Origin of the sequence: Desulforhopalus sp. IMCC35007 (assembly GCF_005116575.1) — a bacterium.
GTDB lineage: Bacteria > Desulfobacterota > Desulfobulbia > Desulfobulbales > Desulfocapsaceae > Desulforhopalus_A.
In genome coordinates, this window is record NZ_SWCN01000004.1 from 223,258 (window position 1) to 244,688 (window position 21,431).

The following is a 21,431-nucleotide window of genomic DNA, read 5'->3' on the forward strand; positions in this document are numbered from 1 at the left end:
CCTTGAGAATACTAGTGCGTGCTGCCATCAACACCAGCTTCGTCAAAAGTAGCCATCTCCCGCATCATAGAACAGGAAAGCTCAACCAGATTCATGGTAATTGCAGCCCCAGTCCCTTCGCCGAGTCGAAACCCGAGATCAACGACAGGTTCCAGTCCCATAAAATCAAGGGCTGCTTTCTGCCCGACCTCAACAGACCTGTGGCCCGCCACTAGATAATCTTTTACTTCAGGACAGATCAAATAGGCAAGAAGCCCAGCTGCAGTAGAGATAATACCATCGAGTACGACACAGCAACCCTCAGAGGCCGCAGCCAGAACCGCCCCGCAGATCCCGCCCAACTCATAGCCACCAAGAGTTTGTAACAATAGAAGCCCATCTGTTCCTGAGGGTTTATGCAGGTGAAGCGCTTTTTCCAGTACCTCTATTTTACGCAGAAGCCCCCTGTCATCAACACCAGTCCCCCTGCCAACAATGTCTGCTATGCTCCTGCCTGTTGCAGCGGCTATTATAGCGGTGGCGCTGCTGGTGTTTCCGATACCCATTTCACCAAGTCCTACGATCCTGCAGGGGGCTTCACGCTGTTTTTCAAGAAAACTCTCAGCACCTTTTTCGATGGCGGCAATTGCCTGTGAACAACTCATTGCCTCGGTGATTGCAAAATTATTAGTGCCATAGGCAACCTTTTTTTGCACAAGTAAGGGATGGGCATCAAAGTCTGCATTCACTCCCATATCAACCACGGCAAGATCAATACCATACTGCCGACAGAAAACATTAATGGCAGCCCCTCCACCAAGAAAATTCTCCACCATCTGAACCGTGACACTGGCTGGATATGCAGAGACGCCCTCTTCAACAACTCCATGATCTCCGGCAAAAACAAACATTCTTTTGCCGGTAACATCAGGTGTCAGGCTCTTTTGAATACAACTGATTTGTACCGCCAGGGCCTCAAGCCGTCCCAGGGCCCCCAGTGGTTTGGTCTTCATATCCACCTTTTTCTGGGCAGCACCTCTGGTGTTGTCCGAAGTGGGTACAATCTTATGAATTAGAGCCTTAACTCTTGCAGATTTTAAAAGTCCCCGCTGCAACTCAGGTGGGCAAGCGACAACCTGCGGACGATTATCCTCCTGCGCAACTTGTGTTCGTCCGTCACCTGACATTTGTACAATGTATTTGAGACGTTCTCCCGCCAAAATTGAGGGTAAGAGTTCCTCAACCTCAAAAGGCTGAACAACCCTCTCGATAAGCTGGGAGATACCATTCTTTTGCTGGCTGCAAAACGAAAGGGCCTCTAACATATCTGCTTTTCTGGGCCCATAGCTTCCCATCAGGACAAGTTCCTTGTAATGAATCAGGTTCAGCAGATTGGTATCAATTTCCTCGTTTTTTGTGAGCCCGCTGAAAAACCCCAACCGTCCCCCTTTGCGCAACTTGGTGACACAAAGGCTAAAGGCGATATGGCTGGCACAACAATTAATAGCAAGATCGAAATCCGCGTTCACGGTATCTTTACAAAGTTCAATCTCTTTTTCTGCAGCCAAGGCCGCAAGGCGTGATATTTTTGCCTGACTCTGCTCAATTACGGTAACCGAGCAGCCCTTTTCTCTTAGCATCAGTGCGGCAATCATGCCCACCACCCCGCCGCCATAAATTATGGCCCGCTCACTTTTTTGAGGCTGAAGCATCTTCAAAGCATGAAGAACGCAACCCGCAGGTTCAGCAAAGGTCACCAACTCAGGAGATAGATCTTCCCCTACCGGGATCAGACTTTTTTCAGAGACCCGGACAAAGCCTGCAAAGCCGCCATCTGAATGAAAACCGATAATCTTCATCTCTTCGCAAAGGTTTTCTCTTTCCTCTCTACAGTAGGCACAAGCGCCACAAGCCTGTCCCGGCCAGACTGTATAAAGCGTACCGCTGTCATCGACTGCGGCAATCTCATGGCCCAGAACCCTTGGCAACAAAAGATCTCTGTGCCCCAGACGCCACATTTTGGCATCAGTTCTACAAACGGCGCAACAGAGTACCCGCAAAATCTTGTATCCTTTTTGAGGTTCAGGCCTTTCGTCTGTCTGCTCAAAGAACAGACTGCCACTTTTTTTCAGGATGAGTTTCATGGCTCAATGAGGGGAAAAGGTTCTTCAAAAATGGTTAGTTTCATGATTTGAAAATTTGCATATTCAGGCAAAAGCCGGACGCATTTCTGTTGAAGTTGAGACGCTTCAGACAGAGCAAATACCGAACCTTTGTTCATAGGACACGGTTCAAACCCTTGGTCAACAAAGCGGATATAATCCGTACCGATTTTTACAATGAGGAGTTCGGCGGTAAGGGATTTATCCATGTCCAAGCGCCTCCAGTCTGGCAAGCCCAGCATCTGCATCTCTGTTTTGTGCAGCCACCCAACCTTCCAGAGTACGAAAAGTCTTGCCCGACAACAGAAGTTCCCGGGCTTTTTCAACCCCTTCCTTGATGGTTGGTACTGTTTTCTGAAGGTAAAAAATCAAGCCACCATTAAGGGCCACGGCGTCGTTTCTCGCCTCCCCGCCTCTCCCCGCAAGCAGTTCGTACATGTTTCTGGCTGCAATCTCACGAGTTTTTTCAGACGACAAGGCCTCGGGGTGATGTACTGAAACTCCAACATCCTCAGGCATAAAAGATATTGGCTCAACTTTGCCGTTTCTGAGCAACATCCCAACCGTCTCACCACATACCGAGGCCTCGTCCATGCCTTTATTACTGCCGTTTATTGCCCCGTAGACGACAAGGGCATCACTGTAACCGATGGCCTGCATCACCTCAACCACAGGCTGGACCAGTGCCGGTGAATAAACCCCCCGGACAGCGACCCTTGGTAGAGCGGGATGGGCAAGAGACGCCGCAATGTTTAAGGGAGAACCAAAACAGATCTGGGAAAGAATACGACCAAGAGCCATGGGATGAACCTGAGGACTCATGCCGTTAAAAAGGCCGATTCCTGCTTCATAGACACTTTTTTTCACCAGCCCCACTTCACACTCCACATCCACCCCGAGCAATTCGGCCATGTCAACAGTGCCACAGGAGGAGGTAATGGCCCTCGCCCCATGCCTTGCAACCTTAACACCCCCGGCTGCCGCCACAAGAGAGGCTGCGGTACTGATGTTGAAGGTTTTAAAGGTATCCATTCCCGTGCCACAATTATCGACCACGGTAAGATCTTTAAAATCAACTTTTTCGGTATCCAGTTCATAGATCGCCCTCCAGCCACCGGCAACCTCCTGTGCTGTTTCTCCTTTTGCCGTCAATGCGGCAAGAAAGGCACCCTGCTGCATCTCGGTCACTTCATTTGCCAACACCATGGAAAAAGCCTCATAAGCGCTCTCTGCCGAAAGATTTTTCTTTTGAATAAGTTGGCCGATATACAGACCGATTTGTTTATTTTTCACCATATCCATAAGTAATCCCTTTATATCTTTAATTACCTGCTCCGTGGAGCGGTTGGAAAAAATTTGGAATTGGATACGAAAAAAATAAAGCGTATAAGACAAGTCTCCGTATCCGTAACAGCATGGTCCACCATTATCTGCCACAATAAAGTGACATAATGATACGGACTATGCACAGACACAGAGTAGCTCCAGTGGGTAAACTCTGATGACAGCTCGAATGAGCTCCCATAACAGGCAGGCTTTCTGACTCACGGATTATTCTGCAACACAACCGCCTTCCCAGATTTTCTCCAGTGACGGCCCAAGATAGCACAAGGGCTTGGAGAAATGTGATTTCTCCCGTTGCTACAGCCTCCGTATACAGCAAGGACTGGCTTGTGACGGAATCGCACCGTCTTTCCTTTTAACGTTACATGCACCTGATACATTTCTTATACCATTTCAACCCGATAATTCAAAGTCTTTGTAAAACTGGTGAAGAAAGGAACACATTCAGACCTCTTCAACAAAGTTCTTCAACATCGACATTCTCCTGTGCTAAAATAAACCCAGCACGGTGGCGATGGTTTTCTCATCGATTTTTCGTCAGAACTGTAATTTTTACTTTTGGATATGAATGGAAACTATCATTGCCCGACAACCGATCTTCAATTTTAACAGAAGACTATTCGCCTATGAACTGCTCTACCGGGGAGTAAAAAATCTCAGTCTTATCAACATTGGTGGAGAACGGGCAACCACCTCCCTGCTCACCGGAGCCTTTTTGACAGAAGGCCTGCAAAAGATCAGCAACAATAAACCCTGTTTTATTAATTTCACCGAAGAACTTTTACTCACTGATATTGTAGGGAACTTCTCGAAAAATAAAATTATTATCGAAATCCTTGAGGATGTGCGGCCAACAGACGAAGTGATCAATGCCTGTAAGAAAATCAAAAAAGAAGGTTATATTCTTGCCTTGGACGATTTTATTTTTCACCAGAAACTCTCACCCTTAATTGAGCTGGCAGACATTATCAAGTTCGACATTCAACTTACGCCGGTAAACACCATTCACAAAGCGCTACACTACCTCTCCCGTTACGATATTGAGTTGCTGGCAGAAAAGGTAGAAACACACGAAGAATTCCAAAAAGCCGTCAAACTCGGGTTTACCTATTTTCAGGGATATTTTTTCGCAAAACCAGAAGTCATACGCATAAAAGAGCTGGAAACTTCCCATTTGCACCTCCTCACACTCATTGCAGAAATCAGTAAAAAAGAAACTTCAATGAGCAAACTGACGCAAATAATCACAGCTGATGTCTCTCTTTCCTATAAACTGCTCAGGTATATCAATTCTGCATATTTTTATCTGATAAAGCGCGTCGAATCTATAACCCACGCAATCACCTATCTGGGAGAGGACGAGATAAGAAGATTTGTGACCCTGGTTGCAATCTCGGAACTTGCTTCGAAGCGACCGAGGGAAATCATAAGACTTGTAACCATTCGGGCTAAATTCTGCGAACAACTTGGCCTGCACAGTGGCTGGTTGACAAACCCGGACGAACTCTTTCTCCTGGGTCTGTTTTCTCTACTTGATGCAATGCTCGAAAGTCCCATAGAGATAATTCTTGAGAAAGTTCCCGTTTCCGACGAGATAAAGCAGGCGCTCATCTTCCAGACCGGACCGCTTGCTCCATTTTTAAAAACTGTGGTCCACTATGAGAAAGGGCAGCACGAGAGCTATCTCCAGACACTTCAGCAATTAGATATAAATACCAAAGATATTCACAAGCTTTATCTTGATGCAACGGCGTATGCAGACAACCTGGCAGCCCTGTAAGGCTGCAAAAACGGGACTATCTCTACCATATTGAACCCAAGTCAACCTTCGCATTTTTGCTATTACAGGTGTAAGCTGGGATCTTTACGAGACATAACCCCCCCTGTCCAAAATGACCAATTTCTTCAAAACTCTGCTTGCAACCCTCACCTTCGGCCTTTTATTTTTCGCCCCCCTCTTTGCCCAAACTGATGAGCAACAGAACGAAGATTTTCAATAACACAACACGACAGAGAGTCTTCCAAAATATCCATTACACTTACCCAGGAGTGCCTGGTCCAGGTTTCAAATAAAACAGCCGATGGTGCGCTACTTGCGCTATCTGTCACCGCCTATTATATACGGCACTTAGGCCTTAACGACCTGAAGATCACCGGCTATTCAGAGACCAAAGGCAGCATACATATCGGCATCCAAAAAGGACAACCTTATCTCCATTCAATTATGAGTGAGCTGATCCGTTCCATCCCGCAAAATGCTATTGATGCCGTCTATCAGAAATGGAAACTTTATACTTTGAACATAAGGTTAATTATAAGATCCTGTGGAAGATTTTTGCGGCAATTGCCTTTGTGGTTGTTGTTATTCTTCTCTGGAACAGGCAACTGTTCCAGCTCAACAAAAAAATTGCTGAGGCAAACAGGCAGCTTGAGGAGGAAATCAATCGTATACGCAGATATAATGGGGATCTTTCCATAATACTTACAGACCTTGACTACTGCAAAAAAGTCAACGACACCTGGGGACACCAGACTGGAGATGAAGTACTTCAATCATTGGTCAGGCTGTTGATGGATAACACCAGAGAGTGTGACCTCATCAGTCGCTGGGGAGAAGAAGAATTCCTGATTATCTGCCCAGAAACCAAGGCAGAAGGAGCATCTATCCAGGCCGAACATCTCAGACAGATTTATTCGCAACTTTCCTTTGATTCAATAGATACGCAAACCGCAAGCTTTGGCGTCGCAACTCTTGTTCCCGGCGAGACGAAAAACAGTTTTATCCAAAGGGCAGACGATGCCCTGTACCAGGCAAAAAAGAAAGGCCGCAACAGGGTCTATACCGCCTGCTAACCTGCCGTAGTGGATACTTTCCCGTCTTGGGGTGGCCTTGTCACATTACTTTTTGAAGCCCTGAAGCAAAAAAAAGGCCCTGCTTTTTTAGCAGAACCCTTTTTTTCTACAATTACCTACTGCTCCACTACAATTTAAACTTTTCTATCAAAACCTTCAGTGAACGGGAAAGATCTCGTAATTCCTCAGCATTTTTCCTGACATCGCTGGTGTCTGAAGAGATGTTGTTGACCGCGATATGAACTTCTGAGATATCTTCTGAGATCTGCTGTGATACCGTTGAACTCTGTGCCACGTTTTCTGAGACCTCACCTATCCCCTCCCCAGCCTGAGCGATATTGGTCGTAAGCTCCGTCATTGTTGCGCTTTGCTCATCAAGTGATACGGCGATACTGGAAACAATGGAGTCAATTTCAGTAATGATATCTGAAATCTTCTTTATTCCTGTAATAGTTACATCCGTTGACGTTTGTATTCCCTCAATTCTTTGTTTAATCTCCCCGGTTGCCTCTGCGGTCTGCTTTGCCAGATCTTTTATTTCATTTGCCACTACGGCAAATCCTTTTCCTGCATCCCCTGCCCTGGCCGCTTCAATGGTGGCATTCAGAGCAAGAAGGTTTGTCTGACCGGAGATTTCGGTTATCGTCTCTGTAACTTTACCAATATCGAATGCAGCACTCCCCAGGGCGTCAACTTTCTTAGAAATATCAGATGCCTGCAAAACAGCATCCCCTGTTATCCCTTTGGCGTTCATGGTTGCCTGCTGAATTTCGCCAACCGTCGCACTGATCTCTTCGGTCGCGGTCGTCATTACATTGACATTGGCGGTGGCCTCTTCCGTCGCTGCGGCAACTGAAGCCATATTGGAGCTCATCTCTTCCGCGGCTGCTGCAACTCCTTTTGCTCTGTCAGCCGACTCCGTTGAGCCACTGTCAATCTTCTCCGATAGTGATGTCAGCTGCTCAGATGAGTTGTTTAAATTGGTACTGTTGACGTTAATATCCCTGACAAGGGTGCGAACATTCGAAATAAAAGAATGCATATAGGCGCTCAGTTCCGAAAACTCATCGGTCACCGCCGTACGGAAAACCGCCTTACACTCCGAGCACGACTTAAATTCTCCAGATAAAATTTTCGGACATTGTACATTGCTGGCAGCGGACCCCGCTTCCTCCCAGCAAAACCCTTTTTGTCCATACATTGAGCAATCTTCTTTTCCGCATGCCAAAATTTCAGAGCAGTTCACCTGTGAAATAGAACTTACGTCCACTTCCTGGGTTAAATCGCCTCCACTTGCCCGCTCCAGGATGGTGGTAAATTTCTGTATCGGCCGGTCAATCAGCCTGGTAAAGATATAGTAGACAAAGCCTTGAACGAGAATAAGTGCTATGAGCCCTGCAATAATAGAGTTCAAGGCCGTTTTCCTGGCACCAGACAGTATCCCCTCTATATCTTTTGGAATAGAGAGTATACCGACACTCTCACCGGAATAGTCCTGAAGAGACACATAAGAGGTTATAAACTGTCTGCCATTGATTTCGTGACGTACGGTTTTTACCTGATCAGAGCCCATAACCTCCTGCAACAATGGGTAGTCATTTTCCGGGATTGCCAGATCATGGGTTTTGGCCTGGTACTTGAACCCTTGCCCATCGGGAATAATAAGCGATAAATCAACCCCAAGATTGGTCTTTATTTCGTTGAGCAATTTATCATTGAGCGGTGCACCGAACTCCACTGAACCTGCTGGCTTTCTGCCTAAATACTGAACAGCGACAACTGCACGAACAGAAAGACCGGCATTACCGACTTCAAGTCCCACAGCCGGTTGCAGGGTTTGGTTTACCTGAACCACTGTTTTCCTGAAACTGGAGAGATCATCTCCAAATTTTTCAGGTTTTTGCAGGCGTAAAAAAGAGGTCGCGGGTGGCAGATGAAAATGAAAGACATTGAGGTCTATTATCTTTTGTAGGCTCACAAAAAGAGGTCCCATGATATCCAGCAGTTTTGAGCGGGACTGATACATCACATTATCCTGTACCGTAGGCATCTCCGCTACCGTTTGTGCGAGGAGAAGAAGTTGTTGCGCCTTGCCATCGGTTACCAGATAACGTACCTGCTTCAGAGTGTGTGTTACTTCATCCTTGAAACCATCAACTGCATTATCTACCGTTTTCTGGTAGGAAAAATACACCGGGGCAGCCACCATAATTGTGATCAAAACTCCAACAATCAATAGCAGCTTTGTTTTAACTTTTTTTGGAAAAACCTTCTTAAACATCGATACCATCAACGCCTCCCATATCATGAAATACCACCCAAAAATAACAACCTGAAATAAAGCCTATCACAAATATCAGGAGGATTGAAATTTTTTTTAAGCGCACAACAAATCTATTATTTGTTATTATTTTCTGTGGGAAAATAGATACTTTCCCCCTCAATATTTCGAAAGAGTTCAGCAATCAGGAAGTCCGAAAAGACTGCTATAAGCAGGATAAGAAAGGAAAAATCCTGTCAACCTGAGGTACTTTTTTTGGGGGAGGAGAGGTGGTCGTATCAGGGCTAAAAAATTGTCAGGCGTCGGAGCAACATCTATAAGCCGCGTTTCTGATGAACATTTTGATTACAAACGCAAAGGCATGATTTCATTTTTTAAATTGACTGTTGCGTAATAAAATGTGTTTTTCGTTGCACATCCAAAGCTCACCCTTCGAGTCAATAGATTTTTACCCAGGTGCAGCGTTACAAGCCACCTGCAGCAATGTGCTTCAGCGGTATGGTTTGTGTCTCGACCTGCGAAAAATTGTATCGATGGAAGAAATCCGGGCTAACACCTGAAGATGGCCTTTCCTGCGTCGTTCATTCAACTTTTTTATCCCTGTTGATGAGCAGATTTATCATTGCAAGCAGAGACGTTGAAACAATAAGCAGTAGAGAGACCGCATTGATGACAGGGCTTGAACCATCACGCACCTGCAGATACAGGTTCACAGGCAGGGTTGTATCTGAGCCAACAAGAAAGAGCGTGGTGTTGAAGTTTTCAAAGCTCATGAGAAACGCAACGGCGCCGCCACCAATCAGGGCTGGCCGGAGAAAAGGAATGGTGATGGAACAAATAACATCAAACCTGGAGGCTCCGAGGTTAAGTGCAGCTTCTTCCAGGCAATGATCAAATTTCCTTAGTCTAGCCGAAACAACCAGCAGCACAAAGGTTGAGATAAAAGAAAACTGGCCGAAAACGACAAGCCAGAAACTTGGACGCAACAGAGGAATATCTAGGCCCGTACTCTCCTCGATAAAAAGACCGAGTGCATTGGCCGTCAATAAAAGAGAAATGCCCAGAATAACACCTGGAATCACCAGCGGGGTCAGGGCGAGAAAATAGAGTCCCTGCTTTCCGGGAAAGTCCTGCTGTTCAAAGAGAAAAGCACCCATAGTACCAACGATAAGAGACAGCACGGAAACGATAAATGCCGTCTGTGCGCTCACCCAGATGGAAGAGAGATTGCTGCTGTCGTGGAAGATACCGACCCGCTCCCCTGTGTTGGCAAAAAACCAGTCCAGACTAAAGCCCTTCCACGGTAGTGAAGGAAAATTTGAATCGTTGAAGGCCAGGACACATGTGACCAGTAAGGGCGCAAACAAGAAGATAAAGTAGCAGATAATATAGAATTTAAAGCCAAAAGAGTAACCTCTGTCCTGCGGCAACGATCGTATCATGACAACACCCTCCCCAGCTGTTGTTTGCTCATTTTCAGGCCAACCCAGATAATGAGTGAGGAGAGTAGAAGCAGGAGAAAGCCAAAAGCGGCCCCCTGGTTCCAGTTAAAGCTTGCTATAAATTGGTTGTAGATCTGTTCCGTAAACCAGAGTGAGTTCTTACCACCCATGAGATTTGGGGTTAGATAGTTACCAAGCGCCAGCATAAAAACAACGATTGAGCCGGAGGTAATACCGGGTGCAGCATAGGGAATGACAATTCTTGTAAAAATCGTCCATTTAGAAGCACCAAGATCATGTGCTGCCTCTATCAGGCTGTCATCCATCCCTTCAAGAGAGGAGATCAACGGCACAACCATGAATAACATCGAAGTATAGACCAGCCCCATAATCATTGAGATATCATTGTAGAGCATTTCGACTGGCTTATCTATAAGCCCCAGGCTCAGCATAATATGGTTGAGGACACCGCTTTCCCTCAAAAGAATCATCCAGCCGTATACCCGCACAAGCTCACTTACCCAGAACGGTACAAGAAGCAGGATCGTCAGAAAGACACTCAGCCGCTTTGAGACCACTTTAGTGATATAAAAGGCCACAGGAAAGGTGACAATAAAGGTGAGAACGGTAACAATTATGGCGTACGTCGCTGTTCTGACAAAGGTATACCAGTAAATCTCCTCGGTGAAAAAATGGAGATAATTGGCAAAGGTCCAGATTGGCTCACCCAGGTTGTTTTCACCGCGCAGGGACATAAGCAGCAGTTCGATCTGGGGAATGACAATCAGCAGGAACAACCAGAGCAGCACCGGAGTCAAAAAAATGAACAGGCCTGAGCTAAGCTTGAATTTCACCCTTACTCTCCCGGATAACATTTACATGCGTCTATATGCACCCCGGCAGAAACTGTTTCTCCAGGGGTAATGTGGGCAAACTGCTGATTTTGCGGCAATGCCACTGTTATCTCCCTGTCGCCGAGCATGGCCAGAATTTTGGTGTTGGATCCATCAAACAAAATGGTACGAACGGTAACTTCAAAACGATTGAGATTATCCAGCCCGCTATCAGGTTCTAAAATTATTGCCTCGGGCCTGATAAAAAGACGGCCTTTTTTTGCGCCTGCCATTTCCTGCATGGCTGTTGCTTTAAAGAGTACACCGTTTTCTGCACGCAGGCGAAGTGTCGGACTTATATCCTCAACCGAGGCTGCAAAAATATTTGTTTCCCCAACAAATCCAGCGACAAAACTGCTAGCCGGTCTGCTGTAGAGATTACGTGGGGTATCGATCTGCTCAAACCTGCCGGCGTTCATTACGGCGACAGTATCAGACATGACAAGGGCCTCGGATTGATCGTGGGTTATGTAGATAAATGTTGTCCCCACTTCCCGCTGCAGATTTTTGAGCTCGATTTTCATCTGTTCGCGTAATTTCAGATCAAGTGCCCCAAGTGGTTCATCAAGAAGAAGAATGGACGGCTCAAGCACCAGGGCTCGGGCTATGGCCACGCGCTGTTTTTGCCCGCCTGATAACTGGCTGATATCTTTTGAGCCGTAACCACTCAGATGAACACGTTCCAGCATAGCCTCGGTTTTCGATGCGATCTCTTTTTTGGGACATCGCTGTCTTTTCAGACCAAAGCCTATGTTATCTGCAACGTTCATCATGGGGAAAAGTGCCAGGTTCTGAAAGACAAGGTTCACAGGACGTCTGTTGGGAGGTATTCCCAGCATATCTTTTCCTCGAATCTGCAGGGAGCCTGAGGTAGGTTCAAGGAAACCTGCAATCATCCGAAGCAAGGTGGTTTTTCCGCACCCGGAGGGACCGAGAATGGAGAAAAACTTTCCCTCTTCCGCCTGAAAACAGACATTATCCACGGCAACAAAATCGGCAAACCTCTTTGTTAAATCAACAATATCAAGAACAACTGGCATAAGGGGATACTCACTGTGGACTGCTGAAACAAAAAAAGCAATATATCTTCAATATTGCGACTTCAGTGGGAGAGAACGTGGGATTGTCGCCCGCATTTCTCAATAGTAACGAGAAATGCGGACTCGTGCAATTTTCTTTATTGGGCTGCTTTAACTTTATCTAAAATCTTTCCTTCAATCTGCTCAAGGTTGGCGGGAACAGGTGGGTACCACTTGATATTGTCTATGTCCGCCTCACTAAAAGACCGTTTGAAATTATCGGCAATCTCTTTATCCAGAAATTTGTCCGCACCTTTTGAGGCGGTTCCATATTTCTCAAGATTGGTGAAAATCGCGGCATTTTCAGGAGCAAGAATAAAGTTGATCCATTTATAGGCAGCTTCCACATTTTTCGCTTTTGCAGGGATTGCAAATGTATCAATCCAACCAAGAGCACCACTTGCAGGGGCTACAAAATCGATATCAGGGTTTTCTGCATTGAGTTTCCAGCCCCCGTTATCCCAGCCCATGGCAACGGCAACTTCACCGCTGCGTACCATTTCCAGAAGGGCGTCTCCATTGGACCAGTAATTCTTAACCAGAGGCTTGGCTGCAACCATCTTCTCAGCAACGGAGTTCATCAAAGCTTCATAGGCCGCAGCATCGTTGTATTTAGCAAAAGGATCATCGCCCATCGCAAAGGCCAGACCAATCAGGGTTGGGCGCTTGAGACGATAGCTGATTCGGCCTTCATAGGCTTTATTCAGGAGGTCACTGTAATCTTTGGCTTCAGCAGCCAGTTTTTTGTTAACAATCAGGCCTGAGGTTCCATAGCAAAAAGGAACACCGAAAGAATCTCCACCCACTGCTGTATTCTTTTTTACCGCATCCAGCATGGAGCCAATCAACTGATCTGCGTTGATTTTTGAGTAATCCATTGCCTGATAGATTTGATATTTTTCCTGTACGGAAGAAATTCTATCCTGACTGGGTTGGGCCAGATCAAAGCCTGCGCCTCGGGTGGCCCGAAGTTTTGCAATCATCTCTTCATTGTTGGATAGGGTCAACTCAACTTTTATTCCTGTTTCTTTTTCAAACTTGTCGACTAACTGCTGGGGGGCATAGCCCTTCCAGGTCAAAATTTTTAAGGTTTCCTGAGAGAATGCACTGGACGACAGGGATAGCGTCAGCATCACGGCTAAAACAAGAATTCTTTTCATGGCTGCTCCTCAATAGAATGAATAATCATGACACAAGTAATCACATCGAAAGGACCTACTTTACCGTAAATACTATCAATGCGCAAACAAGTCATAACCAATTCATGAAGAAAAAATGAATTCCTCATGAGGTTCTAACAAGGCGAAGGCCAGCTTCTAAAAAGATCACCTTGCCCGTTACCACGAGAATGTCCTGAGGACTTCCTCTTTACAGATCGGATTGGTGGAAATAGCCTTGTTGATATTTGCTAAAAATTTTTCCCTGGAGTCTGGCAACCAGCCTTTCATGGGAACAACATTATTGCCATGATCCCCCCAGTAATAGGTTGTAAAACCACTCAAATTTTCCAGAAGATACTTTTCCTCCTCCAAAATCTGCAAGGGCGTCGACAGTATGAAATCCCCAGACCTCACCTCCCTGTCCAATTCGGTACCCGGCTGGATGGCCAGTGCCATGGGAGCGAGTTCTTCAGGCTGCAAGATATTCAGCAGGTCTGTGGTTTTTAGGATATGTTCTCTGGAGCGTTCCCTGCCACCAATTCCAAAGATGATTGAAATGAGAACCTCAATTCCTGCAGCTTTTGCCTTTGCCATTCCTTCCTCAGCCTGCCGAGGCGTCAATCCTTTTTTTATCCGCAAAAGTGTTTCGCTGTCTCCGGATTCCAAACCGGTGTACGCCATTGTCACCCCTGCCGCCTTTAATTCTTTCAGCTCGTGAACAGACTTGCGCCTCAGATCGTTGAGCCCGGCGTAGAGTGAAATCTTTGAACACTCCGGTAAAGTCGTCGTGATCTTCTCGAGGATTCTGACAAGAAACTCGGTTTTCAGGGCAAGGACATTTCCATCAATGAGAAAAATAGATTCGATACGAGGAGAGATACCTCTTGCCTCCTCGATATCCTTGAAAATATCATCAAGCTCACGGATACGAAATTTCTTTTCCCGGAACATATCACAAAATGTGCACCTGTTATGGGTACAACCAATTGTTGTCTGTATCAGCAGGCTGTTTGCCTCTGGCCAGGGCCTGTATATCTTTCCTTCGTAATACATATCCGTATCATCCTATTTTAGTATATCTGCCAGGATCGTCTCAATAGTGCCAACAAGAGCTTCACATTTTTGTGGATCAAGGGCATCGGGATGGGGTGAAGTAAATTGCCCAATATCGTTGTCAAAATATCGACCGGAAGCCGCAGCAAACGCACCTGACAGCGCTGCCCGACAGAGAATTTCCGCACCGATTCGAAGATCGCTGCCAGCTACCCCATACGCCTCTTTCACCATTTTACTACCGAGCATCGACCTCGGGTTAACGGCAATAATTGCAGGACCACCTTCTCCCAGTGAGAGAGCCATACTGCGAGACCACATGGTAATCGCCAGCTTACTTTGTGCATACCCGGCACCATCAGAGAGTTCGGCTCTACCAACCAGAGCTTGAAGGTCCACCGGGAACTGGGCCGCAGATGACAGATTGATGACTCGTCCAGACCTGCCAAGAAGCGGTAGCAGTCGTTTTGTCAGCAGGTAGGGTGCAATCGTGTTTACTGCAAACCGGGTATCAAGTCCTTCTTTTGTAACATTCTCTACCACCCCATAAACGCCAGCGTTGTTGATAAGAACATCAAGTTCTTTATGTTTCTGGGCAACAACCTTTGCAAGCGTCTCTACATTTGCCATGACTGACAGATCGGCGACATAGCTTTCAACCTGCCCGGAAGCATTGGCAATGGCAAGAAGCTTTTGCTCCACCGCAGCAAGCTTTGCCGCACTTCGTCCATGCACTAAGACCTTGTGACCAAGTGACACCAGCATTCTGGCAGTTTCCAGGCCGATACCGTCGGTTGAACCTGTAATAAGTATTGTTTTTTGCATACTATCCCCTCTATTCCAACCAGTGAAGACTGGGGCTGTTGCTTATACAGCGTATGTTTCTAATTTTCAAAACCGTTCAGTACGTTCTTGCCGATAACCCGTCCACTTTCCTGCTGGACATGGGCCTCTTTCAGAGTCTTAACACTGAGCGTCCCAAGATTATCTGTAACTGTTGAAACCAGGGTACCTTCGTCGATGAGTTCTGATACGCGGTTGAGAAGCTCGTACTGCTTGTCCATATCCTCCGTCTGAAACATTGACCGTGCAAACATAAACTCCCAACTAAAGCTCAGAGATTTCAACTTGATCGAATTGATGTCAAGAGACTGAGGATCATCGATGAGTGCAATATGACCGCGAGGTTTGATCAACTCGACAATAGCAGGAAAATGACCCTCGGTTCCATTAAGGCTCGCAACATAACGCGGTTCAAGTCCCAGCGCCTTGACCTGCTCCACTAAAGATTCCCGGTGATTGATCACATGATCAGCACCCATCTTCTTCACCCACTCTATGGTATCCGGGCGGGACGCAGTGGCGATGACGGTAAGGCCAGTGAGCTTTTTAGCAAGCTGGATAAGGATAGAACCGACACCTCCGGCAGCACCAACAACCAGCAGGCTTTCCCCTTCTCCTTCATTTTCTTTTAGCCCCAAAGAGTCAAAGAGAATTTCCCAGGCGGTAATGGAGGTCAACGGAAGACCTGCAGCCTCTGCAAAACCGAGGGATTTTGGTTTTATACCTGAGATTCTCTCGTCGACTGCCTGAAATTTGGCGTTACTTCCCGGCCGGGTAAATTCGCCCGCGTAATACACTTCATCACCAACCTTGAAAAAGCTCACATCACTACCAACCTCTCGTACAATCCCTGCCGCATCATAACCGAGGATTTTAGTCTGCCCTTCTGCTGGCCCCAGTTCGGGGATAGCACGAACCTTTACATCCACAGGATTTACCGAAATACCCTTAACTTCAACCAAAAGGTCGCGGGGCCCAATTACGGGTGCCTCTGCCTCAAATTCGATTAATGCGTCTGCTGCATCAATTGGTCCTGCTTTTTTGTATCCTATTGCTTTCATGATCATGTCCTTTGCGTTTTTTGTTGCTTTTGATTTCTAACTTACAGACTTCACTTGAAGATCTGTTGTCTACTTTGATGCCTCCGTACTCTTTTTGATTGCATAATGGGATTATAATTGCCAATATAATAATTGATAATAAAGAGAAACAAATAATCAGTTTATAGAATTTATTGATAATTAAAGATGAATACAGAACACCTGAAACTTTTTGTACGCGTGGCCAGCACCAATAACATCAGTATGGCCGGCAAAGAACTGGGACTGTCTCCTGCCGTGGCAAGTGCGCATATAAGCAAACTGGAAGATGATCTTGCCATCCGTTTAATTCATCGAACCACCCGAAAAGTCTCACTGACAGAGGAAGGACTTGCCTTTCTCCCCCACGCGCAGGAAGTATTATTGAGCATTGAGGCCGCCCTCTCATCTGTAGGAGTGGGTGATGTCCTGCCTAAAGGAAACTTAAGGGTCACGGCCCCTTCCTCATTTGGCAGAATGCATCTCATCCCCATATTACAAGGATTTTTCACCCTCTATCCGGACCTTTCAATAGATTTACACCTGTCTGATTCGATCGTCGATCTGGTTGAGGGTGGCTTTGATATCGCCATTCGCAATGCAGACTTGAAAAATTCGACCATGATTGCCAGAAAACTGGCATCCGACACGAGAATAATCTGTGCAACTCCTGCATATTTGAAAGAGTTTGGTGAACCAATGACTCCCAGTGACCTGCGTGACCATAAGTGCATTAATCTGATGGGTCTTGAAAACTGGGTCTTCGAGACACCCCAGGGCCAATTGAGCATTAAAACAAAAGGAGTCTTTCGATCGGATCATGGAGAAGCGGTCCGCGATGCCTGTGCCAGTGGATTAGGTATCGCCATGTCTTCTCGTTGGAGTGTGTATCAACATTTGCAGCGTGGGGAACTGGTGCAGATCCTGCAGGATTATCCATTTGTTTCCGAGGCCGCGGTCTGGGCGGTTTATCCCAGCTCACGACTCCTGGCCCCGAAGGTAAGAGCATTTATCGACTATCTGGGAAAATGCTACGGCAATCCTCCATATTGGGACCGGAGTTCAGATTCAATCTCTGCACCTCAGAAAGGAAAAACAGATAGTGAAGCTCAGTGATCCTGCATCATTTTCTTCGCAAGCTTTCCTGGGTCTTCAGGTTGTGACTTTTTCATTGTTTTACAGCCTCTGACGACAAGACAACGGCAACCACAGATGAGACCTTCATAACGCACGCCCGAAATCAATTGCATTGATCAAGGGTTGCCCTCATGGACTGACTGGTGGTATGACAATATCTGCCACTTCGCCACGGTAAAGCGGATTCCAGGTAAGGTAATGTGGAAAGAAAAAAATCGAGGGGCTCTTGTCCCATTTATATGAACTCATACACGTGAGACAATCATGATCATCGAAATTGGAGAAAAGGTCCATATCGTTTATAGAGCTATGTATGAAAAGTCCAACAGACGGCACTTTTTGGGTGAAGTTCAAAAAGCAGATGGCACAGCGTGTCGAATCGTCGGGAACGTTTTTGTCTATGATCCTAAAACAACGATGTTTGTTAAAAAAGAAGAGATGAGAACAACCATTATTGATTTGGCTGCCAGCGGCTATGTCGTCAATGTCATAAACAGGAATGTAGATCTTGGTAAAATGTTTTACAAATATGACACAGCTACAGGATTAATCCTGACTGACGGAAAAGGATATTCACTGAACATTAACGAGTTTGGGCTTCGGTCTTAGCCATACATACGTAGCATAAACGAGTTTAACAGCCAGTAATAGCTAACGTACAACAGGTCAAAACCTCATTTGTCGGCGGTCCCCTAAATTAAGCGTTGGCCACCGACCCGCTATGAACAGCAAAGGAGGAATTCATGGAATTTCCTGTGTTTTGATAATTGCCAAGCTGATATCATCATTTTGAGATCGCCCTCCACGAAATATCTCTATCGCTTCAAGGATGCTGTTTGTTATCTCCCGGGCTGAGAGTTGGGCGTATTTTTTTATGAGCTCTTGAGGTCTCTCTTTGCCAAAGCGTTCACCCTCATCATTTTCTAAGTCCCAGATACCATCTGTGCCTATCAGGATAATCTGATTATCATCTAAAAAAATGCTGCTGTTTAAGCTTGCTTGCCAAGCTTTATCGACCCCCATCGCAAGGCCAGGTCCTTTCAGTTCCTTGAAAGTACTGGACTCAGGACAAAAGAGAAAAGCGGGCTCATGACCACAGCGTACCCACTCTATAGTTCTCAGAGAACAATCAATAGTGAGGTAGAAAAGAGTCGCAAAATTGCCGGAGCGAAGGGTGTCCTTGCATAAAAGTATATTCACATCATTGGCAATATCTACTGGTGATCCCGGCATACTTGCCCGCCCCCGCAAAAGTGCGCGCAGCGTAGCCATGAGCAGTGATGCTCCAATACCATGGCCTACGACATCACCAACGACAACGGTTGCCCGCCTTTCTGCATGTGATGTTTTTATGATATCAACATAATCGCCACCTGTTTTGTCACAATATTTTGTGGCGACCGCGATATCCAGGCCTTCAGCCTTAAAACCACTTTGAGGGAGCAGATTTTTTTGAACCTCCCCTGCCAGACTCATCTCCTCCCGAAGTTGGATACGTTCTTTGAGCTGACGACTCATGAGATTAAAACTATGGGTTAAATCACCAATTTCATCTCTGCTCTCAACACGAAGAGGTACACCGAAAACTCCCTTTGCAAGGCCATTGGCCGCAGTTGAAATTCTATTTATGGAACGTGTTATTTTACTTGAAATGAACCATAAATAGAGAAGTATGCAGAGAATACCAATGGCACATATAAGGTAGAAATATTTTTTAAAGGTGATTATGGGTTGCAAAACACTTGCCCCCCGGGCCATAACAACAATCGTCCACGGGGCTTCTTTGAGGTGGTAAAAGCCACTCACAATTTTGGGAGGTCTGCCTGGAGAAAAGACTGTACCTGAATCGTTATCCTGTATTGCCTGCCATGTGCTCGCTTCCAGTTCACTTGCCAAGCCAAAGACCTGCCGGGTGTTACTTGTGTTTTTTGTGAGCTCCTCTCCGCGCTCTGTACTTGCCAGTATTGTCCCGTTTTGATCAATTATATAAGCCTTGTTTCCCCTCCACCATGGCGCTTTGACTATTTGCTCCACAAGATCATAGAATTCCACCACCACCTCGATATGAGAGATTTTTGTTCCTGATGTATCTACAAACTGGGCAACAACAGACACGGTCTGACTGTTTAGTGTGCTATTAAAACCAAGGGAGGAGATAATTATCTTCTGCAGGCTATACATGCCTCCCATCGCATGCGGATTGTCTTCTGTGAAATCATATTTCACCTCCAAAACCCCATTAACTGCCTTTAACTGGTCAATAAGTAATTGTGCATCCTTCCAGGAGAGCTGTTTTTCTCTCTTTTGTTGAAAAAAACGAAAAAGCTCTTTAGGGCGCATCAATCTCATATCGACATTGTGGGCAGATCTTTGCATTTTACTGATGGCGGTCTCTTCCCATTGTTTCAGCAATACATCACTTATGAGTCGCATCCCGAGGCTTCCGGCGATGAGCATAACAAGACACAGAGGCAGGATAACTAAAAATGCTATTTTTTGTTTAAGGCTTCTCAGTTGTATCATGACAAGAATGAGCAGAGGTCACCATACGACACACGGCATGCGATTTATGGTTTTACATTTATTTTATACCCTTTGTACGCTAAGGATAAGTTCTTCCCTCACTTTTCTTTTAAACGTAACGATTCATCGTTGTCGCAAAAAAAATCGGAGGGATTCTTATTCTTTGAACGTACTAGTGATACAATTCTCATAAAGAGGTGACGATATGGAAAAATTTGATAAAAAATTAGTGCGTACTATTCAGCAGGATCCGGATTACACCTGTTTAGACGGGCTTGGACATGATGTGTGGCAAAGTATCCGGGGCAGCAGGGGCGATAAAAACACAGAGGCTTGGCTCAATTTTACACTGACTCCTGCAATCAAGGCGTTTTCTCTTGTCTTGCTGTTAGGGGCCAGCCTTGCGTTATCACAAATTTCTTTTAACAAAAGTGTTGAACCGGATCTGTTTGATCTACGCTACTTCTCATATCAGAGCCTGACCACCACTACCCTGTTATCCATGAACGACTGAGGACTGCTTCCATGAAACCGATTTCTGTCATTTTGCTTTTGGTTATTTTCTTTTCTGGTGCTTCCATCGGTCTATTCGTTGGCCAGAAGACTGCACCAAAACCCCAGCAGATGAACTGCGTGCCCGCATCCCATGATGATCTAGACTCTTTTTACACAAAAACACTTGAGGCCACAGGAGAACAGAGACAACTTCTGGCGCCTATCGAAAAAGAGTATCTTATCGAAAAGCAGACCTATATTGATCAGATGGCGGCGGCGAACCACAAGCTTGCAGACATCCTAGAACAAAAAGGTTACGAAGACCCGGAAGTTGCTGGCGTCGTTATGGAAATCCATCGTGCTATGGGATCCCTGCAGCACCTTACCCTGCAGCATCTGGCCAGAGTAAAAAGCGTATTAACACCAGAGCAGGCCGAACGCCTTAAAGACCATGTGGTAATGAGGCTGCGCCAAAACCCATGACCACCGGTGGGCTCGACATACAGGACAGTGATAAGCAGCTGCTCAGTAGATTGTGCGCTGGAGAGAACCTTGTTCTGGACATGCTCATGGAGCGTCATCAGGAACCTCTCTATAATTTTGTTCTTCGCTACATCCATGACGAACATCTAGCCTACGACATTGTCCAGGAGACCTTTGTCCGGGTCTATACCCGTGCCACATCCTTTAACCCGGAGTATCGCTTCAAAACCTGGCTCTACCAAATAGCCCTTAATTTATGCAGGGACAGAGGCCGAAAAAGAGCTTTGCGCAGTTTCTTTTCCTTTGACGAGGCCAAAGAAAAAGAAGCAGGATTCACTGGATACGATGCCGGTATCGAAGAGAAAAATGAGACAAAAGATGACATAGAACTACTGCAAAAAGAAATTGCCAAACTCCCCCATAAACTAAAAAGTGCACTTATCCTTTTTTCGCTTGAAGAAAAAAGCCAGCTTGAAGCCGCCGAGATTTTAGGTGTCAGCCCCAAGACCATAGAAACAAGAATATACCGAGCCAAAAAAATACTGAAAAAGAAAATCAAACAATAATCTGAGGGAAAGTGATTTCAGCTGCGTAATAGAAGAAGAGATCAACTTTGAAGGAGATT

At 45.9% G+C, this 21,431-nt stretch carries 19 protein-coding genes and 1 riboswitch; of the genes, 7 read left to right on the forward strand and 12 right to left on the reverse strand.

Going from position 1 to position 21,431, the window contains the following annotated elements:
- Positions 1-11 precede the first annotated feature (11 nt).
- From cobT to trpD, 3 genes are read right to left on the reverse strand one after another with little or no spacing between them, the layout of a single operon-like run.
- Complete coding sequence (gene cobT, locus FCL48_RS05975; RefSeq protein ID WP_136871343.1) at positions 12-2,123, reverse strand: nicotinate-nucleotide--dimethylbenzimidazole phosphoribosyltransferase; 2,112 nt, start codon at positions 2,121-2,123, stop codon at positions 12-14.
- Entirely contained in the window at positions 2,120-2,350 is a 231-nt protein-coding gene (locus tag FCL48_RS05980) for a hypothetical protein (protein WP_136871344.1), read from the reverse strand. The genes cobT and FCL48_RS05980 overlap by 4 nt, the downstream gene beginning before the upstream one ends.
- A complete protein-coding gene (gene trpD / locus FCL48_RS05985) occupies positions 2,343-3,443 on the reverse strand; it encodes an anthranilate phosphoribosyltransferase (RefSeq protein WP_136871345.1) in 1,101 nt (366 codons plus the stop codon). Before trpD ends, FCL48_RS05980 begins: the two co-directional genes overlap by 8 nt.
- Before the next feature lie 209 nt (positions 3,444-3,652).
- Positions 3,653-3,875: riboswitch (cobalamin riboswitch) on the reverse strand.
- A 178-nt stretch (positions 3,876-4,053) separates the two neighbouring features.
- On the opposite strand from trpD, the gene FCL48_RS05990 reads away from it, so the two are divergent.
- Together FCL48_RS05990 and FCL48_RS06000 are read left to right on the forward strand one after the other, a co-directional pair.
- Positions 4,054-5,265 carry an EAL and HDOD domain-containing protein gene (locus FCL48_RS05990; protein WP_136871346.1) on the forward strand — a complete coding sequence of 404 codons (1,212 nt, stop codon included), beginning with the start codon at positions 4,054-4,056 and terminating at the stop codon, positions 5,263-5,265.
- A 500-nt stretch (positions 5,266-5,765) separates the two neighbouring features.
- The gene (locus FCL48_RS06000) at positions 5,766-6,338 is read left to right on the forward strand and encodes a GGDEF domain-containing protein (protein ID WP_136871347.1); all 573 of its coding nucleotides are present in this window, start codon (positions 5,766-5,768) and stop codon (positions 6,336-6,338) included.
- A gap of 127 nt (positions 6,339-6,465) precedes the next feature.
- Here FCL48_RS06000 and FCL48_RS06005 read toward each other — a convergent pair whose 3' ends face one another.
- The 8 genes from FCL48_RS06005 to FCL48_RS06040 form a co-directional block, all read right to left on the reverse strand.
- Positions 6,466-8,628 (reverse strand): methyl-accepting chemotaxis protein, encoded by a 2,163-nt coding sequence (locus FCL48_RS06005; RefSeq protein ID WP_169309105.1) that lies wholly within the window; start codon positions 8,626-8,628, stop codon positions 6,466-6,468.
- 572 nt (positions 8,629-9,200) lie between these two features.
- Positions 9,201-10,061 (reverse strand): ABC transporter permease, encoded by an 861-nt coding sequence (locus tag FCL48_RS06010; RefSeq protein ID WP_136871349.1) that lies wholly within the window; start codon positions 10,059-10,061, stop codon positions 9,201-9,203.
- The gene (locus tag FCL48_RS06015) at positions 10,058-10,915 is read right to left on the reverse strand and encodes an ABC transporter permease (RefSeq protein ID WP_240744762.1); all 858 of its coding nucleotides are present in this window, start codon (positions 10,913-10,915) and stop codon (positions 10,058-10,060) included. The genes FCL48_RS06010 and FCL48_RS06015 overlap by 4 nt, the downstream gene beginning before the upstream one ends.
- A gap of 2 nt (positions 10,916-10,917) precedes the next feature.
- Complete coding sequence (locus tag FCL48_RS06020; RefSeq protein WP_136871351.1) at positions 10,918-11,994, reverse strand: ABC transporter ATP-binding protein; 1,077 nt, start codon at positions 11,992-11,994, stop codon at positions 10,918-10,920.
- A 137-nt stretch (positions 11,995-12,131) separates the two neighbouring features.
- Positions 12,132-13,193 carry an extracellular solute-binding protein gene (locus FCL48_RS06025; protein ID WP_136871352.1) on the reverse strand — a complete coding sequence of 354 codons (1,062 nt, stop codon included), beginning with the start codon at positions 13,191-13,193 and terminating at the stop codon, positions 12,132-12,134.
- 177 nt (positions 13,194-13,370) lie between these two features.
- The gene (locus FCL48_RS06030; protein WP_136871353.1) at positions 13,371-14,246 is read right to left on the reverse strand and encodes a radical SAM protein; all 876 of its coding nucleotides are present in this window, start codon (positions 14,244-14,246) and stop codon (positions 13,371-13,373) included.
- Between the two features lie 12 nt (positions 14,247-14,258).
- On the reverse strand, positions 14,259-15,071 hold the full coding sequence (locus FCL48_RS06035) for an SDR family NAD(P)-dependent oxidoreductase (RefSeq protein ID WP_136871354.1): 813 nt from the start codon (positions 15,069-15,071) through the stop codon (positions 14,259-14,261).
- Positions 15,072-15,130: 59 nt separating this feature from the next.
- Positions 15,131-16,150: a zinc-binding alcohol dehydrogenase family protein gene (locus tag FCL48_RS06040; protein ID WP_136871355.1), complete on the reverse strand. Its 1,020-nt coding sequence runs from the start codon at positions 16,148-16,150 to the stop codon at positions 15,131-15,133.
- 186 nt (positions 16,151-16,336) lie between these two features.
- On the opposite strand from FCL48_RS06040, the gene FCL48_RS06045 reads away from it, so the two are divergent.
- On the forward strand, positions 16,337-17,284 hold the full coding sequence (locus FCL48_RS06045) for a LysR family transcriptional regulator (protein WP_136871356.1): 948 nt from the start codon (positions 16,337-16,339) through the stop codon (positions 17,282-17,284).
- 285 nt (positions 17,285-17,569) lie between these two features.
- Positions 17,570-17,914 (forward strand): hypothetical protein, encoded by a 345-nt coding sequence (locus tag FCL48_RS06050; RefSeq protein WP_136871357.1) that lies wholly within the window; start codon positions 17,570-17,572, stop codon positions 17,912-17,914.
- A 132-nt stretch (positions 17,915-18,046) separates the two neighbouring features.
- Here the strand turns inward: FCL48_RS06050 and FCL48_RS06055 are convergent, their stop codons facing one another.
- On the reverse strand, positions 18,047-19,828 hold the full coding sequence (locus FCL48_RS06055) for a SpoIIE family protein phosphatase (RefSeq protein ID WP_136871358.1): 1,782 nt from the start codon (positions 19,826-19,828) through the stop codon (positions 18,047-18,049).
- A gap of 205 nt (positions 19,829-20,033) precedes the next feature.
- Between FCL48_RS06055 and FCL48_RS06060 the strand changes: the two genes are divergently transcribed.
- Genes FCL48_RS06060 through FCL48_RS06070 form a run of 3 tightly spaced genes read left to right on the forward strand, consistent with a single transcriptional unit; the run spans position 20,034 to position 21,372 of the window.
- Positions 20,034-20,342 carry a hypothetical protein gene (locus tag FCL48_RS06060; protein ID WP_136871359.1) on the forward strand — a complete coding sequence of 103 codons (309 nt, stop codon included), beginning with the start codon at positions 20,034-20,036 and terminating at the stop codon, positions 20,340-20,342.
- 11 nt (positions 20,343-20,353) lie between these two features.
- Positions 20,354-20,806 (forward strand): Spy/CpxP family protein refolding chaperone, encoded by a 453-nt coding sequence (locus FCL48_RS06065; protein WP_136871360.1) that lies wholly within the window; start codon positions 20,354-20,356, stop codon positions 20,804-20,806.
- Positions 20,803-21,372 carry an RNA polymerase sigma factor gene (locus FCL48_RS06070; protein ID WP_136871361.1) on the forward strand — a complete coding sequence of 190 codons (570 nt, stop codon included), beginning with the start codon at positions 20,803-20,805 and terminating at the stop codon, positions 21,370-21,372. The genes FCL48_RS06065 and FCL48_RS06070 overlap by 4 nt, the downstream gene beginning before the upstream one ends.
- The last annotated feature ends 59 nt before the right edge of the window (positions 21,373-21,431 follow it).